The sequence below is a fragment of the Pigmentiphaga sp. H8 genome (assembly GCF_003854895.1).
In the GTDB taxonomy this organism is placed as follows: Bacteria; Pseudomonadota; Gammaproteobacteria; order Burkholderiales; family Burkholderiaceae_B; genus Pigmentiphaga.
The window spans coordinates 5411713-5427510 of the sequence record NZ_CP033966.1; the positions used below are offsets into that span (position 1 = coordinate 5411713).

General features: G+C 69.8%; 17 protein-coding genes. 9 read left to right on the forward strand and 8 right to left on the reverse strand.

The window, feature by feature from the left end:
• Positions 1-13 precede the first annotated feature (13 nt).
• The 4 genes from EGT29_RS25535 to EGT29_RS25550 are packed head-to-tail and all read left to right on the forward strand — an operon-like array spanning position 14 to position 2509.
• Positions 14-301, forward strand: a complete 288-nt coding sequence (locus EGT29_RS25535; RefSeq protein WP_124691626.1) for a CopG family ribbon-helix-helix protein — start codon at positions 14-16, stop codon at positions 299-301.
• Positions 298-585, forward strand: a complete 288-nt coding sequence (locus EGT29_RS25540) for a type II toxin-antitoxin system RelE/ParE family toxin (RefSeq protein WP_202865569.1) — start codon at positions 298-300, stop codon at positions 583-585. The genes EGT29_RS25535 and EGT29_RS25540 overlap by 4 nt, the downstream gene beginning before the upstream one ends.
• Before the next feature lie 5 nt (positions 586-590).
• Positions 591-1583 (forward strand): ABC transporter substrate-binding protein, encoded by a 993-nt coding sequence (locus tag EGT29_RS25545; RefSeq protein WP_124691627.1) that lies wholly within the window; start codon positions 591-593, stop codon positions 1581-1583.
• A gap of 29 nt (positions 1584-1612) precedes the next feature.
• Complete coding sequence (locus tag EGT29_RS25550; protein WP_124691628.1) at positions 1613-2509, forward strand: LysR substrate-binding domain-containing protein; 897 nt, start codon at positions 1613-1615, stop codon at positions 2507-2509.
• Here the strand turns inward: EGT29_RS25550 and EGT29_RS25555 are convergent.
• From EGT29_RS25555 to EGT29_RS25570, 4 genes are read right to left on the reverse strand one after another with little or no spacing between them, the layout of a single operon-like run.
• A complete protein-coding gene (locus EGT29_RS25555) occupies positions 2506-3483 on the reverse strand; it encodes a tripartite tricarboxylate transporter substrate binding protein (protein WP_124691629.1) in 978 nt (325 codons plus the stop codon). The two genes, EGT29_RS25550 and EGT29_RS25555, sit on opposite strands and share 4 nt — an antisense overlap.
• Before the next feature lie 14 nt (positions 3484-3497).
• Positions 3498-4088, reverse strand: coding sequence for a 2-hydroxychromene-2-carboxylate isomerase (locus tag EGT29_RS25560; protein WP_124691630.1), 591 nt, complete (start codon positions 4086-4088; stop codon positions 3498-3500).
• Complete coding sequence (locus EGT29_RS25565) at positions 4085-6232, reverse strand: acetate--CoA ligase family protein (protein ID WP_161567973.1); 2148 nt, start codon at positions 6230-6232, stop codon at positions 4085-4087. The genes EGT29_RS25560 and EGT29_RS25565 overlap by 4 nt, the downstream gene beginning before the upstream one ends.
• Positions 6216-7286, reverse strand: a complete 1071-nt coding sequence (locus EGT29_RS25570) for an enoyl-CoA hydratase/isomerase family protein (protein ID WP_161567974.1) — start codon at positions 7284-7286, stop codon at positions 6216-6218. Before EGT29_RS25570 ends, EGT29_RS25565 begins: the two co-directional genes overlap by 17 nt.
• Positions 7287-7461: 175 nt before the next feature.
• On the opposite strand from EGT29_RS25570, the gene EGT29_RS25575 reads away from it, so the two are divergent.
• Positions 7462-8355, forward strand: coding sequence for a LysR family transcriptional regulator (locus tag EGT29_RS25575; RefSeq protein ID WP_124691633.1), 894 nt, complete (start codon positions 7462-7464; stop codon positions 8353-8355).
• Positions 8356-8364: 9 nt separating this feature from the next.
• On the opposite strand, the gene EGT29_RS25580 is transcribed toward EGT29_RS25575, so the two are convergent.
• From EGT29_RS25580 to EGT29_RS25590, 3 genes are all read right to left on the reverse strand, one after another.
• The gene (locus EGT29_RS25580; RefSeq protein WP_124691634.1) at positions 8365-9330 is read right to left on the reverse strand and encodes a tripartite tricarboxylate transporter substrate binding protein; all 966 of its coding nucleotides are present in this window, start codon (positions 9328-9330) and stop codon (positions 8365-8367) included.
• Complete coding sequence (locus tag EGT29_RS25585) at positions 9327-10202, reverse strand: dihydrodipicolinate synthase family protein (protein WP_124691635.1); 876 nt, start codon at positions 10200-10202, stop codon at positions 9327-9329. The genes EGT29_RS25580 and EGT29_RS25585 overlap by 4 nt, the downstream gene beginning before the upstream one ends.
• Before the next feature lie 110 nt (positions 10203-10312).
• Positions 10313-11047 (reverse strand): DUF3108 domain-containing protein, encoded by a 735-nt coding sequence (locus EGT29_RS25590; protein ID WP_161567975.1) that lies wholly within the window; start codon positions 11045-11047, stop codon positions 10313-10315.
• 168 nt (positions 11048-11215) lie between these two features.
• Here EGT29_RS25590 and EGT29_RS25595 point away from each other — a divergent pair, with 168 nt between their 5' ends.
• The 4 genes from EGT29_RS25595 (at position 11216) to EGT29_RS25610 (ending at position 14868) form a co-directional block, all read left to right on the forward strand.
• Positions 11216-12208 (forward strand): fumarylacetoacetate hydrolase family protein, encoded by a 993-nt coding sequence (locus tag EGT29_RS25595; RefSeq protein WP_124691637.1) that lies wholly within the window; start codon positions 11216-11218, stop codon positions 12206-12208.
• 24 nt (positions 12209-12232) lie between these two features.
• A complete protein-coding gene (locus tag EGT29_RS25600; RefSeq protein WP_124691638.1) occupies positions 12233-12940 on the forward strand; it encodes a PhaM family polyhydroxyalkanoate granule multifunctional regulatory protein in 708 nt (235 codons plus the stop codon).
• A gap of 79 nt (positions 12941-13019) precedes the next feature.
• The gene (locus tag EGT29_RS25605) at positions 13020-14207 is read left to right on the forward strand and encodes an FIST N-terminal domain-containing protein (RefSeq protein WP_124691639.1); all 1188 of its coding nucleotides are present in this window, start codon (positions 13020-13022) and stop codon (positions 14205-14207) included.
• 25 nt (positions 14208-14232) lie between these two features.
• Positions 14233-14868: a glutathione peroxidase gene (locus EGT29_RS25610; protein ID WP_124691640.1), complete on the forward strand. Its 636-nt coding sequence runs from the start codon at positions 14233-14235 to the stop codon at positions 14866-14868.
• Between the two features lies 1 nt (position 14869).
• Here EGT29_RS25610 and EGT29_RS25615 read toward each other — a convergent pair whose 3' ends face one another.
• Complete coding sequence (locus tag EGT29_RS25615) at positions 14870-15736, reverse strand: DUF6279 family lipoprotein (protein WP_124691641.1); 867 nt, start codon at positions 15734-15736, stop codon at positions 14870-14872.
• Positions 15737-15798: the final 62 nt, after the last annotated feature.

The following is a 15798-nucleotide window of genomic DNA, read 5'->3' on the forward strand; positions in this document are numbered from 1 at the left end:
GGGGAGCAACGCCATGAGCGAGGCAACCTTTACATTCAGGGTCGATGAGTCGCTGAAGACCGCTTTCGCCACCGCGGCCAAGGCTCGCGACCGGACCGGCGCCCAACTTCTACGCGACTTCATGCGCGAATTCGTGCAGCAACAACATGAAGCGGCCGAACATGACACCTGGTTCCGCCGCGAAGTGAAAGCCGGGCAGGACTCCGCGAATGGCGGCCGTCTGGCACCGGCCGCCGAGGTCGAAACCCGATTCGCAGCCCGTCGGGCTGCCACGCGCCGCCGGCTTGAACAGTCAGAATGATCCAACTGTATTGGACGTTCGAGGCCATTGGCGACCGTGAATCGATCTATGACTACATCGAGACCGACAACCCTGTCGCCGCACTCGCCCTCGACGAACTGTTTGAAGAAAAATCCGGCCGCCTGATCGACCACCCGGACATGGGCCGGCCTGGCCGTGTCGCCGGTACCCGGGAACTCGTCGTACACAGGCACTATGTGCTGGTTTATGACATGACCGGCGAGAAAATACGTGTACTGCGTGTACTGCACGCAGCCCGGCAATGGCCACCATCCAAGGAGTGAGGCATATGAAAAATACCCCCATGGCGAGCCTCCTGGCCGCCCTGCCCCTTGCCCTGGCCTTCCAGGCCCACGCCCAGGCCCCGGCGCCCGCCGACAAGCTCGTCTTCGGCTCGAACTGGTACGCCCAGGCCGAGCACGGCGGCTTCTACCAGGCCCTGGCCGAAGGCACCTACAAGAAGCACGGGCTGGACGTCGCCATCAAGATGGGCGGCCCGCAGATCAACGTGCTGCAGCTGCTGCTGGCCGGCCAGTACGACGTCGCCATGGGCGACGACCTGCAGACCTACAAGGCCGTGGAACAGGGCCTGCCGCTGGTCACCGTGGCCACCACCTTCCAGCAGTCGCCCACCGTCCTGGTCTCCCACCCCGGCCCCAAGACCCTGGGCGACCTCAAGGGCAAGACCCTGTACATCGGCCAGGCCAGCGAAACCACCTACTGGCCCTGGCTCAAGACCAAGTACGGTTTCACCGAGGCGCAGAAAAAGCCGTACACCTTCTCGGTCCAGCCCTTCCTGGTGGACAAGAACTCCGCCGTGCAGGGCTACCTGGCGTCCGAGCCCTACACCATCGAGACCCAGGGCCGCTTCAAGCCCACGGTGTTCCTGCTGGGCGCCTACGGCTATCCCCCGTATGCGCAGACCATCGTCGCCACCAGGTCGGGGCTGGACGCGAAGAAGGACGCGATCCGCCGCTTCGTCGAGGCCAGCGCCGAGGGCTGGAAAAGCTACCTGAAGAACCCCGCCCCCGGCAACGCCCTGATCCTGAAGGACAATCCGCAGATGACGCCGGCGCTGCTGGACTACGGCGTCAAGGCGCTGCGCGACGCGCGGCTGGTCGACGGCGGCGATGCCCGGACGCAGGGCCTGCTGACCATGACCGACGTGCGCTGGAAGAAGACCTACGACTTCATGGTGCGCGAGAAACTGCTGAGTCCCAAGGTCGATTACCGGTCGGCGTTCACCACCGACATCGTCGACCAGGTCCATGTGCTGCCCTGAGCCGCGCGGCGTTCCGGCGCGGACCGGCCATGCATAGCGACGAACTCGATTGTTTCTACCAGGTCGCCTTGTGCGGCGGCATACGCAAGGCCTCGGAGCGGTTGGACCTCGCGCCCTCGGTCGTGAGCCGGCAGATCGGCCGCCTGGAATCGGAACTGCAGATCAAGCTGTTCGACCGCAACAGCCGCAACATGACCCTGACGCCCGCGGGCCAGGTCTACCTGAACTACGTCGAGAGCCTGCGCCAGAACCGCAAGCTGGTGCTGGAGGAACTGGACGCGCTCAAGGGGCTGCGCACCGGCCATGTGAAGCTGCGCACGATCGAAGGCTACGCCGCCGAACTGGCGGCCTCCACCATCGCGACCTTCCGGCGGCAGTACCCCGGCATCACCTTCGAGCTCGCCATGGACGGCAGCGACCAGATCATGGCGGCCATCGAGGCGGGGCGGGCGGATATCGGCATCGCGCTGTCGCCGCGCGCGGCCAGCGCGATCGAATGCGCCGTCCGCCTGCCGGCGCCGCTGTGCGCGGTGGTCTGGCCCGGCCATCCCCTGGCCGGACGCGCCTCGGTGTCGATGGCCGAACTGCTGGCCTATCCGCTGGCGCTGCCGCCGCCGGACACCGGCATCCGACATCTGCTGGACGCGGTGGCCCGGGTCGACAAGCTGGAACTGGCACCGGCCCTGGTCACCAGTTCCATCGCCGCGATGCAGGCCTTCGTGCGCGACCAGGGCGGCGTCGCCATCCTGCTGGGCGTGTCCCTGCACCCGCAGGGTCCCGGCGGCCAGGTGGTGGGCGTGCCCCTGTCCGACCCGCTGCTGGGCCGCACCGCGCTCGAGATCTGCGTGCTGGGCAGGCGCCGGCTAACGCCGGCGGTCAACGCCTACCTGCGCCATCTGCGCGCCCACGTCGAGGGCGGCCGCTAGTCCAGCGACACGCCGGCGCGCTTGATGAAGCCGCTCCACTTCTCGGTGTCCTTGCGGACGAACTCGGCCAGTTCCTGCGGCGAGCTGGTCGCCAGTTCCGCGCCCTGCTCGGACAGGCGGCGCATGATTTCCGGCGATTGCAGGCTGGCGACCACGGTGTCGTGCAGGACCTTGACCACCGGCTGGGGGATGCCGGCCGGCCCCATCACCGCGTACCACAGCGAGGCATCGAAGCCCTGCAGGCCCGCCTCGGCCAGCGTGGGCAGTTCGGGCAGCACCGCGGAGCGCTTGGGCGTGGTCACGCCGATGGCGCGCAGCGCACCGCTGCGGATATGGGGCAGCATGGTGGGCAGGCTCTCGAAAGCCATCTGCACGCGGCCCGCCAGCAGGTCCACCACCGCGGGCGCCGTGCCCTTGTACGGCACGTGGGCCGTCTGCACGCCGGCCAGCTGGTTGAACATCACGCCCGACAGGTGCTGGATGGAGCCGGCGCCCACCGACGAGAAGTTCAGCTTGTTCGGGTTGGCCTTGGCGTAGGCGATCAGTTCCTTCAGGTTGTGCGCCGGCACCGAGGGATGGATGACCAGCACGTTGGCCACGGTCGCCACCAGCGTGATGGGAGTGAAGTCCTTGACCGGATCGTAGGTCAGCTTGCTGTAGATGGCCGGGGCCGTCGCGTGCGTGGCGGCGCTGGCCAGCGTCAGCGTATAGCCGTCGGGCGCGGCCCGCGCGACCTGGGAAGTGCCGATGGTGCCGGTGGCGCCGGGCCGGTTCTCCACGACCACCGGTTGCCCCAGGCGGCTGGCCAGTTGCTCGGCCAGCGCGCGCGACAGGATGTCGTTGCCGCCGCCCGCGGTCCACGGCGATATCCACTGGATGGGCTTGGCCGGATAGGACTGGGCGCCGGCGCCCTGCCAGCCTAGCAGGCCGGCCGCGAGCAGGATGAAAGCGGAGAGTTTCCTTGCAGGATTCATGATGGGTTCCTTGGTCAAACAAGCGCCCGCCGCACGAAATCCAGGCGATCCTGTCCGAAGAACAGTTCACCGTCGATGACGAAGCTCGGTACGCCGAATATCCCGTTGGCCAGCGCCTCGCGGGTATGGTCCTCGAACAGGCCGCGGCAGGACGGAGCATCCCCCTCGGCCACCAGCTCGCGGCCGGGATAGCCGGCCTCGTCGGCGATCCGGACCAGCGTCTCCCGGTCGGAGATGTCCAGATCGCGCACCCACACCCCGGCCAGGATGGCCTGGGCCAGCGGCCAGACGGGCAGCCCGGCGCGCTCGGCGGCCAGGACAACACACGCCGCCAGCGACTCGTCCACGGGATGATGGCGCGGCTGGTCGTTGATCGGCATGCCCAGGTGCCGGGCCCAGCGCGTGCGTTCGATACCGCGATAGGCCCGGCGCGAGGGATGCAGGCCCGCCAGCGGCGCGCCGCCGGTTTCGCGGAACACGCGCAGGAGGTCGATGGGGCGGTAGACGATGCGGGTGCCCGTTTCGGCGGCCAGTTCGTGCAGCCTCGGCCCGGCCATGTAGACCCAGGGCGACAGCAGCGAGAAATAGAAGGTCAGGGTCTTCACGCGCGGCCTCCGTCTTCCGGCTCGCGGGTCAGCAGCACGGCATCGAGCGCGGCGGCGCCGCGCCCGGTCTCGAACACCCGGAAAGGATTGATGTCGATGGAGGCGATGCGGTCCGCGTGCTGGTGCGCGAACACCGACAGGCGCACGATGGCGCGGACCAGCGCGTCCAGGTCGGCGCGGGGCCGGCCGCGCGCGCCGTCCAGCAGCGGGAAGGCCTTGAGTTCGCGCACCATCCGCATCGCGCCCTCGGCATCGACCGGCGCGATGCGCAGCGATACGTCGTCCAGCAGTTCGGCGTAGATGCCGCCCATGCCCACCATCACCACCGGGCCGAACACCGGATCGCGCTGCACGCCCAGGATCATTTCCACGCCGGCGGGGGCCATGGGCGCGACCAGCATGCCCTCGATGCGCGCCCGCGGCGCGGCCCGCGCGACACGTTCGCGCATGGCGGCCCAGGCCTGGCGCAGCCCCGCCTCGTCGGCGATGTCCAGCGCCACGCCTCCCGCCTCGCTCTTGTGCACGATGTCGGACGACAGCACCTTCAGCGCCACGGGATAGCCCAGTTCCCGGGCGGCCGCGCAGGCGGCGTCGAGATCCGCCACCGCGCGCTCGGGCAGCACGGGAATGCCCACCCGGGCCAGGATTTCCTTGGCCGCATGCTCGTTGGCCGCCTCCAGCGCCGCGAAATGCGGCACGCGCGGCAGGCTGGCCGGGTCGGCCGGCCCGGGGCTGGGCCGCGACAGCGCGCGCAGCGCGGACAGCGCCCGGATCGCGCGCGAGGCATCCTCGATCAACAGGTACCCGTGGTCGGCCAGTTCGTCCTGCAGCGCCTGCGGCGCCAGCATGGACAGCACCAGGGCCGGCTCGGGGAATTCGCGGCGCAGGTCCGCGAAGATCTCGGCCAGCGGCTGCTGCAGCGGCGGCGAATACGGCATCGCCGTCAGGAAGAACACCACCGCCTCGTAGCGCCCCTCGCGCAGCATCGTGCGCAGGAAACGCCGGAACAACTCCATGTCGCTCCAGATCTGCGCCGTGCCGTCCACCGGATTGCGCACGGCGGCCAGCGGCAGCATGGCGCGCAGCTCGTCCTGCGCCGGCTGCGGCAGCGGGGCCATGTCCAGCTTCTCGTGCTCGGCGACGTCGGCCATCAGCACGCCCACGCCCCCCGACACGGTGAACACGCCCACCCGGCCTTCAGTGATGCGCTTGCCGCTGCCCGCCGCGTAGGCGGCGTCGAAGAAGGACTCGATGGAGTCGGCGCGATGCACGCCGTACTGGCGGAACAGGCTATCGAACACGCGGTCGTTGCCGGCCAGCGCGCCCGTGTGCGACTGCGCCGCCGCCCTTCCCACGTCCGAGCTGCCCGCCTTGACCATGACCACGCGCTTGCCGCGCTCGCGCGCCAGCGCCAGCGCGTGCACCAGCCGATCGGGGCTGCGGCAGCCTTCCATGTAGCCCATGATGACGTCGGTTTCGTCGTCGCGCGCGAAATGCGCCAGGCAGTCGGCCATCTCGACGTCGCATTCGTTGCCGGTGGTCACCCACGCGCCCAGCGGCAAGCCGCGGCGGCGAGCCATCACCAGCGCCTGGCCGCCGAACGCGCCGCTCTGGCTGACCAGCGCGGTGCGGCCCAGGCGCGGCAGGCCCAGGTCCACCATGAAGGCGAAGCTGGCGATCATGCCGATGCGGAAATTCATCACGCCCATGCAGTTCGGGCCGATGATGCGCATGCCGCTCTCGCGCGCCAGCGCCGACAGCCGGGCCTGCATGGCGGCGCCTTCGGGGCCGACTTCCGCGAAGCCGGCGCTGAACACCGTCATCGCCTTCACCCCGCGGTCGGCGCAGGCCTGCGCCGCCTCCAGCACCGCCGAGGCCGGCAGCGCCACGACCGCGTGGTCCACGCCCCACGGCAGCTCGGCCACGCCGCGCAGGGCCGGTAGCCCCTGCACCTCGCCGCCGCGCGGGTTCACGGGCAGTATGGTGCCGCCATAGCCGTGCGCCTTCAGAAACTTGATGGGGCGCCCGCCTATCTTCAGCGGATCGGCCGAGGCCCCCAGCACGGCGATCGAAGCCGGGGAAAACAACGGGTCGAGGGAACCGGCCGCGTGCTCGCGGGCGGGAGATTCAATGCGGTCCAGCATGGTGCAGGGGTCCTCCGGACAGGGCGGGAAAGCCGCAGTCCTTGACGGCGATGACATCGATGAATTCGGCGCGGGGCGCCAGGCCCTCGGCCAGGCAGGCGCGCGCCGCCTGTATCCACGCGGCGTAGGGCGGCACGGGCTCGCCCGCCGCGCGCAGCCGGCGGGCGATGCGGGTGCGCGTGGCGGCGTCGGGCGCGTCGGCGGCCTTGGCCAGCGCGCGCTCGGCGAAGAACAGATGCAGCAGGGCCCGGGCCTGCGGGCCCGCGGCCAGTTGCGCGAAACGCTCGCGCTCGGCCTCGCAGCCCTGCTCGAAGGGCACGGTTGCGGCGGCCAGGATCAGCTCGACCGCCTGCGGACCGGCCTCGCGGCCGGGAAAGGCCTGCTCGGCCACGTCCAGGTAGCGCGCCCGCAGCATGTCGGCCTTGGCGCCGTCAGGAACGGCCAGCTCGGCGGTACGCCGCCACGGCAGGCGGCCCGAGGCGATGTCGTTCGCGCGGCGCACGGCGGCGGCCACCGGATCGTCCGCCACCTCGTCCAGCAGGCCCTGGGCCAGCGCCGCCGCGGCGTCCACGCCCCGGGCCCGCGCCACCATGTCCAGCGCCGCCTCCAGGCCCACCAGGCGCGGCAGGCGCTGGGTCCCGCCGGCGCCAGGCACCAGGCCCAGGTTCAGCTCGGGCAGCATCAGCAGCGCGTCGTCGGCGCCGACCCGCGCATGGCAGGCCAGCGACAGCAGCGTGCCGCCGCCTATGCATTTGCCGCGCACCGCGGCCACGACGGGTTTGGGAAACGTCTCGATGCGCCGGGCCAGGTCGGCCATGCGGACCGTGCCCGGCGCATCGGGCCGACCGACCTCGCGCAGGTCGCCGCCGCCCGAGAACATGCGGCCCGTGCCGGCCACGACCACGCCGCGCAGGGCGCGGTCATGCTCGATGCCGGCCAGCGCCTCGGCCAGCGCGGCGCGCACGTCCGCCCCGATGGCGTTGACCGGAGGATGATCGATCCACAGGATGGCGATGCCGTCCCGCAGCACGGAGGAAACGAAGGAAGAAGACACGAAACCGCCCGGGAAATACCAGGCGCCCATTCTCGCGGCCGCTACCGGCGCGGACAATCACCGTGGGCGGAACATTGCGTTGCTGGGCGAGCAACGCAGGCCGCGCCCGGGCGCCGGCTTGCGAGGCCCCGGCTTTTACTCGAGAATGCGTCCACCCCCGGCTTTCCCCGCTGTCATGGATCTTCGCCAACTCAAGCAATTCGTGGTGCTCGCGACCGAGTTGAACTACCGCAAGGCGGCGGAACGGCTGAACATGACGCAGCCCCCCTTGAGCATCGCCATCAAGAAGCTGGAGGCCGAGATCGGCACCCCGCTGTTCGAACGCGACCGCCTGGGCGTGCGGTTGACCGTGGCCGGCGGCGCCTTCCTGGGCGAGGCGCGGCGCCTGCTGGACGGCGCGGAGTCGGCGCTGGCGATCACGCGCGATGCCGCCCAGGGCCGCATCGGCACCCTGCGGGTCTGCGCCGTGCCCAGCGCGTCGCTGAACCTGCTTCCCAAGGTACTGCCCGTCTTTGCCCGGCGCTACCCGCAGATCCGGCTGCGGCTGACCAGCGGCAGCACCGTGGGCATCCTGGCGGAGTTGCAGCGCGACGAACTGGATGCCGCCTTCCTGGTGCCGCCCGCCTCCCGGGTGCCCGGCGCGGACATGATCGCGCTGGCGCCGCAGCGCCTGATCCTGGCCGTTCCGGCGGACCACTGGGCGGCCGGCAAGCCCGCCATCTCGCTGTCGGAACTGGGCGACGAAACGCTGGTGACGCTGGCCCATTCGGACAGCCCGGGTTTCGCCGGCAACATCGCCGCCACCTGCCGGGAGGCAGGGTTCCATCCGCGCACCTTGCAGGAATCCTCCCATGCCCTGATCAGCCTGCCCCTGGTGGCCGCCGGCCTGGGCATAGCCATCGTTCCCGAGGCCCACCGGAGAATCAGCATCGAGAACGTCGCCTACCTGGACGTCTGCGACGCCAGGAGGCGGCCGTTGACCTACCCGATATCGCTGGCGGTGCAAGCCAACTCGTCCAACCCCGCGTTGCGGCCGCTCATCGACATCGTCCGGGAAACCCTGGCGTAACCTGGCCGGTCAGTGGGCGGGTGAACCCAGGATCCCTTCCCACTTCTTCTGCTCGGCCGCCACGCGGGCGACGAACGCTTCCTGCGTCCCATCCACCGGCTCGCTGCCCCGGGCGTAGATGTTCTGCCGCACCGCGTCGCCCTTGGCGACGGCCGCGATGGCCGCGTTCAGGCGCTTGACGATCTCCGCGGGCGTGCCGGCGGGCACGGCGATCCCCGAAAGCGACCCGCCTTCGAGAGGCTTGCCCAGCACTTCCCCGACCGTCGGAATCTCGGGCAGATTCGGCAAGCGGCGGGAAGACGTGACAGCCAGGGGACGAATCTGGCCCGACTTCACGAAACTGACGGCGGGCACGGCCGACACAGCCGTCATGTCCACGTTGCCGCTCAGCAGCGAGGTCATGGACTCGGAGCCTCCCTTGTAGGGAACGTGAAGCATCTTCACCCCGCCGATCTGCTGCAAGAGCTGCAGGACCTGGTAGCTGTCGGAGCCCTCCCCCGCCGTGGCGAAGGAAACCTTGTCCGGTTGAGCCGCCGCTTTCTCCAACAACTCCTTCAACGAACTCGAAGAGCTTCCCCCCGCGACCGCCAGTATCGTCGGGGTATTCGCCAGCAACGCCACGTACGTGAAGTCCCGCTTGGGATCGTAGGGCAGCTTCTTGTAGATGAGCGGGTTCACCGCGTACATGCCGTTGGTGATCACCAGCAAGGTGTAGCCATCGGGCTTGGCGTTCGCCACAGCGCCGGCGGCGACGGATCCCCCCGCGCCCGTGCGGTTCTCCACCACCACCGTTTGCCCCAGCTCCTTGGCCAGCCCTTCGGCGAACATCCGCGCCGTGATGTCGGTGATACCCCCCGCGGCGAAGGGAACGACCATCCGTATCGGCTGCGTCGGGTAGCCCTGCGCCCAGGAAAGGGAGAACGGCAGGCCCGCCGCCAGCAGGCAAAGCATCGGGCGCAACAATGTTTTCTTCATGGCTTGATCCCCATCTTCATCATGATCGAGAGAAGTTCGCGCTGCGGCTCCGGGCCGAGCTGCGCCAGCGGAGCACGCAGATACCCGCCGGGCACGCCCAGCAACTGGAGCCCGGCCACCACCACCCGGGGCAACCCGTGGGCCATCAGGAAATCGAGCAGCTCCGATTGTCTGGCGAACCAGCTTTCGGCGCCGGCCCGGTCTCCATCGGCCACGCAGCGATAAAAATTCAGCATGAACGGCGCGCACAAATTCGGCGCGCAGGTGCACCAACCGACGGCGCCGTCATTGAAGCCGCGCAGCGCCATGCTGTTCAGGCCGACGTAGATCGACAGCCGGTCGCCACATGCCTCATGAATGCGGGCGATCTTCGTCTCGTCCGGACTGGCTTCCTTGATCATCGTGATATTGGGCAGATCCGCCAGCCGGCGGATGAATCCAACCGGCATGTCCATGCCCGTGGTGAACGGATTGTTGTACGCCATCACGGGAAGGGAGACCGCTTCGCACACCGCCCGGTAGTAGGCGAAGATCTCGTCTTCGGTCAGCTTCCAGTAGGTGCTGGGCAGGACCTGGATGGCCGAGGCGCCGGCCTGCTCGGCGTAGCGGGCATGCCGTACCGTGCTGGCTGTGGTCAGGCTCGATACGCCCGCCACGACGGGAACGCGGCCCGCCGCCGCCCGGACCACCGTCCGGATGACTCCCTCGCGCTCCTCGTCCGTCAGGTATGGCAGGCAGCCGGTGCTGCCGAGCGGAGCCAACCCGTGCACGCCCTCTTCGATCAGCCGTTCTACATGGCTGGCCAGCACGGCATGATCGACCCGACCCTCGCTATCGCAAGGCGTCAGAAGATAAGCAATGATTCCCTTCAAGGCTGTTTCCCCCGGTCATCTGGTGTGAACCAGTCTAGGCAGGGGGGAAAACCCCGTCCAATTTCAAATTTGTAGGCGCCTGATATGCGCCGCGCTCGGGGGGCTCGGGGCTACGGCCGTTCGATCTTCTGCACCACCTGGTCCAGGAAGTCGCCGTCGGCTTCGTTCGACAGCACCCGTACCGGCAGCCAGTCGTGCGCGGGCGACAGCCAGACCTCGATCTTCTGGCCGTCGTCGTGGTCGCGTTCGCGCCTCAGGTGCACCGCGTCGATGCTGCCCATGGGCGTGGACAGCTTGTCGCGGCCCACCACCCGGAAGCGCCAGTTGTCCGACTGGCTGGAACCGGCGACACGGAAAGGCACGACCTTGCCGTCGGCGAAGGCGCCGCTGTCGGCACGGCCGATGGACGCCAGTTGCAGCAGCACCGACATGCGGTCCTGCGTGCCGGGCTTGAGCGGCTCCTCGTTGCCGCTGGGCAGGCGCAGGCGGCCCGCGGCGGCGTCGAACTCGGCCGTCTTGACGCGCTTGTTGCGCGTTTCCTGGTAGCGCGCGGGCTGCAGGCCGCCGTCGCCGACCTTGCCGGTGCTTTCCCAGACGAAGCTGAAGAAAAGGAAGCTGCCGCGGTTCACCAGCCGGTAGTCGCTGCCGTTGCGCTGCCATTCCAGCGTGCTGTCGACGTTGATCTTGAAGCCCTTGGCCGAGGCGTTGAGCTTGTAGGTCAGGAGGGCCGAGGCGGGCGGCGCGTAGCGCTCGGCCGCCTGCAGCGCGGGCGCCGCGGCGGCCAGCGCGAGGGCCGCGCAGGCGCGGGCGAAATGTCGGCGGGCGGGGCGAAAGTCGAAAGGCATGGCGGGTCCGGGCCACGCTCGAGCGGCCCTTGATACGGTGATGCCTCTATCGTACCGGACACCCGCAGCCAGGCTGTTAGCGACTGCTACCGTGCCACGGCGGCCCCCTGTCCGCCTCGTGTTACTGTTCGGCATCTTGTCCCCCCATCGCATTCCTTCCAGGCAGCCATGAAACTCGCTTCCTATCGCGACGGCTCGCGCGACGGCCAGTTGATCGTCGTTTCCCGCGACCTGCGCACCGCCCATTTCGCCACCGAGATCGCGCCCACGCTGCAACGCGCGCTGGACGACTGGAACTTCATCGCCCCGCAATTGCAGGACCTGTACGACGCGCTGAACGCCGGACGCGCCACGCGGCCGTTCGAGTTCTCGGCCGGACAGTGCACGGCGCCGCTGCCGCGCGCCTTCCAGTGGGCCGACGGCTCGGCCTACGTCAATCACGTCGAGCTGGTGCGCAAGGCCCGCAACGCCGAAATGCCCGAGACGTTCTGGACCGACCCGCTGATGTACCAGGGCGGCAGCGACGACTTCCTGGGCCCCACCGACGACATCGTCTGCGGCGCGGAAGCCTTCGGCATCGACTTCGAGGGCGAGGTGGCGGTCATCACCGGCGACATCGCCATGGGCGCCACGCCCGCCGAGTCGGCGGACGCCATCCGGCTCATCATGCTGGCCAACGACGTCTCGCTGCGCAACCTGATCCCCAACGAGCTGGCCAAGGGCTTCGGCTTCTTCCAGAGCAAGCCCGCCACCGCCTTCTCGCCCGTGGCCATCACGCCCGATGAACTAGGCTCCGCCTGGCGCGACGGCATGGTGCACCTGCCGCTCACGGTGACCTGGAACGGCAAGGTCGTCGGCCGGCCGCACGCCGGCACCGACATGGTGTTCAGCTTCCCGCGCCTGATCTCCCACATCTGCAAGACGCGCAACTGCCGCGCGGGCAGCATCGTGGGCTCGGGCACCATTTCGAACAAGGACGCGTCGGTCGGCTACGCCTGCATCGCCGAGAAGCGCTGCCTGGAAGTCATCGCCGACGGCTCAGCCACCACCGAGTTCATGAAATTCGGCGACACTATACGCATCGAGATGTTCGACGAAGCGGGCGCCAGCCTGTTCGGCGCCATCGACCAGGTCGTCGCCGCGCCCGAGCAGCAGCAGTAGCGCCTTCCCAGCAAGGAAACCGCCATGGCCTCCCATACCGCCGGTCCCGGCAACCCTTTCGGCATCCCGGGCCTCCAGCTTCCGGGCAGCGACGGCAACATCGCCAACCCGGTACTGCAAAGCATGGAAATGCTGCGCCAGGTCTGGGGCAGCCTGGGCGCCCTGCCGCAGGCAGCGCCGATCTCGCCCGCGATGGGGCTGGACGACCTGGACCGCCGCATCAACGACTTGCGCGCCGTCGAGAACTGGCTGAACCTGAACCTGACCATGCTGCGCGGAACCATCCAGGGCCTGGAGGTGCAGCGCGCCACCATCTCCACCCTGCGTTCGTTCGCGCAGACCGCCGGCCAGGCCTACGGCGGCGGCAGCGCCGATGCGCCGCCTTCGCCGCTGGAGGTCGCGCTGGGACTGCGGCCCGCGCCGGCCAAGCCCGCCGCGAAGCCCGCCGCCCGGGACAAGCCGGACGCGGCTCCAAAGGCCGAGGAACAGGCGCCGCAGGCCTCGGCCAAGCCGGCCGAGGCGCCCGCCGCGAACCCCTGGTGGAACATGCTGCAGGACCAGTTCAATCGCATGGCGACCGCCGCCGCCGCGTCCATGCCCACGCCGCCCGCAACCGCTGCCAAGGCGGGCAACGGCACGGCGAACGCGGCGCCCAGGAAGCCCACCGCCCAACCCGCCGCCAAGCGCACCAGCACGGCCTCCCGGGCCCGCAAGCCCAAGGCCCGGCCATGACCCGGCCCGCCCGGCCGAACGCGGCAGCCGCCCGCCCCGTCACGGGCGGGGCGCCGCGCGGCGACAGCGGGGCGGCATCGTGAGTTCGCAGTTCCCCTGGGCCCACGCCACGCACCCCGACTGGCGCATGTCGGCCTCGCTGTGCCTGGCGCAGATCGAACGGGCCAGCCGCACCGGCGCGGGCGCCGGCGCGACGCTGGGCTTCCTGTACCTGACCGACCACCACGCCGCCGAGGCCGCCGACATCCTGGCCTTCCTGCGCGAGCGCACGGGCGTGACGCACTGGACCGGCGCGATAGGCGTGGGCATCGCGGCCGGCACCGCCGAATACATCGACGAACCCGCCATCGCGCTGATGCTGGCGGACTTCGCGCCCGACGACTTCCAGGTCTTCTCGGGCGCCACCCCGCCGCCCGAGCGGCTGGCGCGCACGCCCGACGGCCGCCGCGCCGCCTGGACCGCTCTGGTCCATGCCGACGCCGCCACGCCCGACCTGGCCGATCTGGTCCATGACATGCGCGGCAAGCTGGCCGGGGCGACCGTTTTCGGCGGCGTCTCCAGCAGCCGCCATCCGCAGACCACCATTGCCGACCGCGTCCTGTCCGGCGGCCTGTCGGGCGTGGTGCTGTCCGAGAACATCGCCGTCGCCAGCCGGGTCAGCCAGAGCTGCCAACCCATCGGGCCCGTCCACCGGGTAACCGAATCCGCCGGCCACCGGCTCAACCGCCTGGACGGCGTGCCCGCGCTGGACGTGCTGCTGCGGGACATGGGCGCGCCGGACATCCTGCAACGGCGCGGCACGCCGGCCGGCGCATCGCCCACGCCGGCGGCGGTGCAGATGCTGCAGGGCACCTTCGTCGGCATGGGCAGCGGCGACGCCTTCATGCATGGCGACTACCAGGTCCGGCCGCTGATCGGCGTCGATCCGCACGAGCGCGCGCTGGCCCTGGGCACCGACCTGGAAGCCGCCGACCACGTCGTGTTCTGCCGCCGCGACCGCGCGGCCGCGCAGGCCGACCTGATCCGTGCCTGCACCTCGCTGCGCGAACAGATCGAGTCCGGGCACGGCGGCATGGGCCGCGTGCGCGGCGCCCTCTACATCTCCTGCCTGGGCCGCACCGGCACCCTGTTCGGCGGCCCCTCGGCCGAGATGCAGCTGGTCCAGCAGCAACTGGGCGACCTGCCGCTGATCGGCCTGTACGCCAACGGCGAGATCTTCAAAGACCGGCTATATTGGTATGCGGGCGTACTGGCCGTCTTCCTCTGACGGCGCACCCGCCGGGAGCCGCATCATGAAGCCATCCCCACTCCCCCGCGCGGCCGCCGCGCCGCACCCGCTGCGCCGTGGCGCCATCGTGCTGGCCGCCGTACTGCTGGCGGCAGCGGCGATGGCCGCAATGCCCCGCGCCGCCCGGGCCGATACGCCGGCCGCGCCCGCGGCCGCCGGAGCCTGCCCCGCCCTGCTGGACGTGACCTTCCCCAAGCTCCAGGACGAATCGCCGCAGAACCTGTGCCAGTACCGGGGCAAGGTGCTGCTGGTGGTCAACACCGCCAGCTATTGCGGCTACACCTACCAATACGAAGGCCTGGAGCGCGTCTACGCCAAGTACCGCGACCGCGGGCTGGTGGTGCTGGCCTTCCCGTCCAACGACTTCGCGCAGGAAACCGGCTCCAAGGAACAGATCGCCGACCTGTGCTTCAACACCTACGGCGTCAAGTTCCCGATCTTTTCGAAGTCGGTGGTGTCGGGCAAGGATGCCAACCCGTTGTTCGCCTCGCTGGCCAGGACGACCGGCCAGCAGCCCAAGTGGAATTTCCACAAGTACCTCGTGGGCCGCGACGGCAAGCCCGTGGCCGCCTTCCCCAGCGCCGTCGAACCTACCGACGCGCGCATGACCCGCGAAATCGAAAAACTGCTGGCGGGCTGATCTACGACGCCGCGCCCTGCCCGGCCAGCGCCAGGCAGTCCTCGGCCAGCCGCAGCAGCCGCTCGCGCGCCTTGTCGCGCTGGGCCGGCGTGGCCATGTTGAAAAGATCGGCGGTCAGTTGCGCGCGGGCCCGTTCGCCCTCGTCATGGCGCGCCCGCACCGGTGGCGCGGACGGCGTTTCCAGGTCCGAGAAGAACGCCCGCAGACGCGAGGCCGTCTGCGGCGGCGACTTGCCGCGGGCCGCCTCGTCCACGATGCCGACGAACGCCCGCTGCCTGTCCTGCCGCAGCGACAGGCGCCATGCCGCGTCCGTGCCACGCGCATCCACCCATTGCTCGAGATGGGTGCGCTGCTCGGGAGACAGCCGCCCCAGCCAGAACTGGTAGCGGTCCACCATCTGGTCGATGCGGCGCTTGCGCACCGCGCCCGCGTCGGCATCCACGTAGTCCTGGCGGAACTCGTCGTTGTTCTCGTCCAGGCGCGCCAGCAGCCGGCGGCGCTGCGCGGGGCCGAACTGGACCAGCACGTTGGCGAACTCGTCGGCCACCCGCCCGCCCAGAATCTGGAGGCGGCCTGTCACCTGTTGTTGCAAAGCCAGCAGTTCAGCCGCGCGCAGCGGCGCCGGATCCGCCAACCTGCGCTCGGCCGAGCGCAGAATGTCGGCATAGCGCGGCAATTCCTCGCGCCGGTGCCAGGCCAGCACCCGGTGCAGGCGGTCGCGGGCCGGCTGGCGCAGGCCGTCCGACAGGTCGAACCAGTCGTCCATGCGCCAGGCCAGGACCTTGTCCGCGCTGTTGTAGCCCAGCTTCACGCCGCTGCATGCGGCCACCAGGGCCAGGAAGACAACGATCAATACACTTCTGATCATATGTTCGTCTCGAAGCTGCCTTAAACTGCCACGCTTTCACCCATCTCCAACCGGAGTAGTGC

Coding starts and splice junctions, on each gene's coding strand:
- EGT29_RS25535 (WP_124691626.1), top strand. CDS start 14: ATGAGCGAGGCAACCTTTACATTCAGGGTCGATGAGTCGCTGAAGACC.
- EGT29_RS25540 (WP_202865569.1), top strand. CDS start 298: ATGATCCAACTGTATTGGACGTTCGAGGCCATTGGCGACCGTGAATCG.
- EGT29_RS25545 (WP_124691627.1), top strand. CDS start 591: ATGAAAAATACCCCCATGGCGAGCCTCCTGGCCGCCCTGCCCCTTGCC.
- EGT29_RS25550 (WP_124691628.1), top strand. CDS start 1,613: ATGCATAGCGACGAACTCGATTGTTTCTACCAGGTCGCCTTGTGCGGC.
- EGT29_RS25555 (WP_124691629.1), bottom strand. CDS start 3,483: ATGAATCCTGCAAGGAAACTCTCCGCTTTCATCCTGCTCGCGGCCGGC.
- EGT29_RS25565 (WP_161567973.1), bottom strand. CDS start 6,232: ATGCTGGACCGCATTGAATCTCCCGCCCGCGAGCACGCGGCCGGTTCC.
- EGT29_RS25575 (WP_124691633.1), top strand. CDS start 7,462: ATGGATCTTCGCCAACTCAAGCAATTCGTGGTGCTCGCGACCGAGTTG.
- EGT29_RS25580 (WP_124691634.1), bottom strand. CDS start 9,330: ATGAAGAAAACATTGTTGCGCCCGATGCTTTGCCTGCTGGCGGCGGGC.
- EGT29_RS25590 (WP_161567975.1), bottom strand. CDS start 11,047: ATGCCTTTCGACTTTCGCCCCGCCCGCCGACATTTCGCCCGCGCCTGC.
- EGT29_RS25595 (WP_124691637.1), top strand. CDS start 11,216: ATGAAACTCGCTTCCTATCGCGACGGCTCGCGCGACGGCCAGTTGATC.
- EGT29_RS25600 (WP_124691638.1), top strand. CDS start 12,233: ATGGCCTCCCATACCGCCGGTCCCGGCAACCCTTTCGGCATCCCGGGC.
- EGT29_RS25610 (WP_124691640.1), top strand. CDS start 14,233: ATGAAGCCATCCCCACTCCCCCGCGCGGCCGCCGCGCCGCACCCGCTG.
- EGT29_RS25615 (WP_124691641.1), bottom strand. CDS start 15,736: ATGATCAGAAGTGTATTGATCGTTGTCTTCCTGGCCCTGGTGGCCGCA.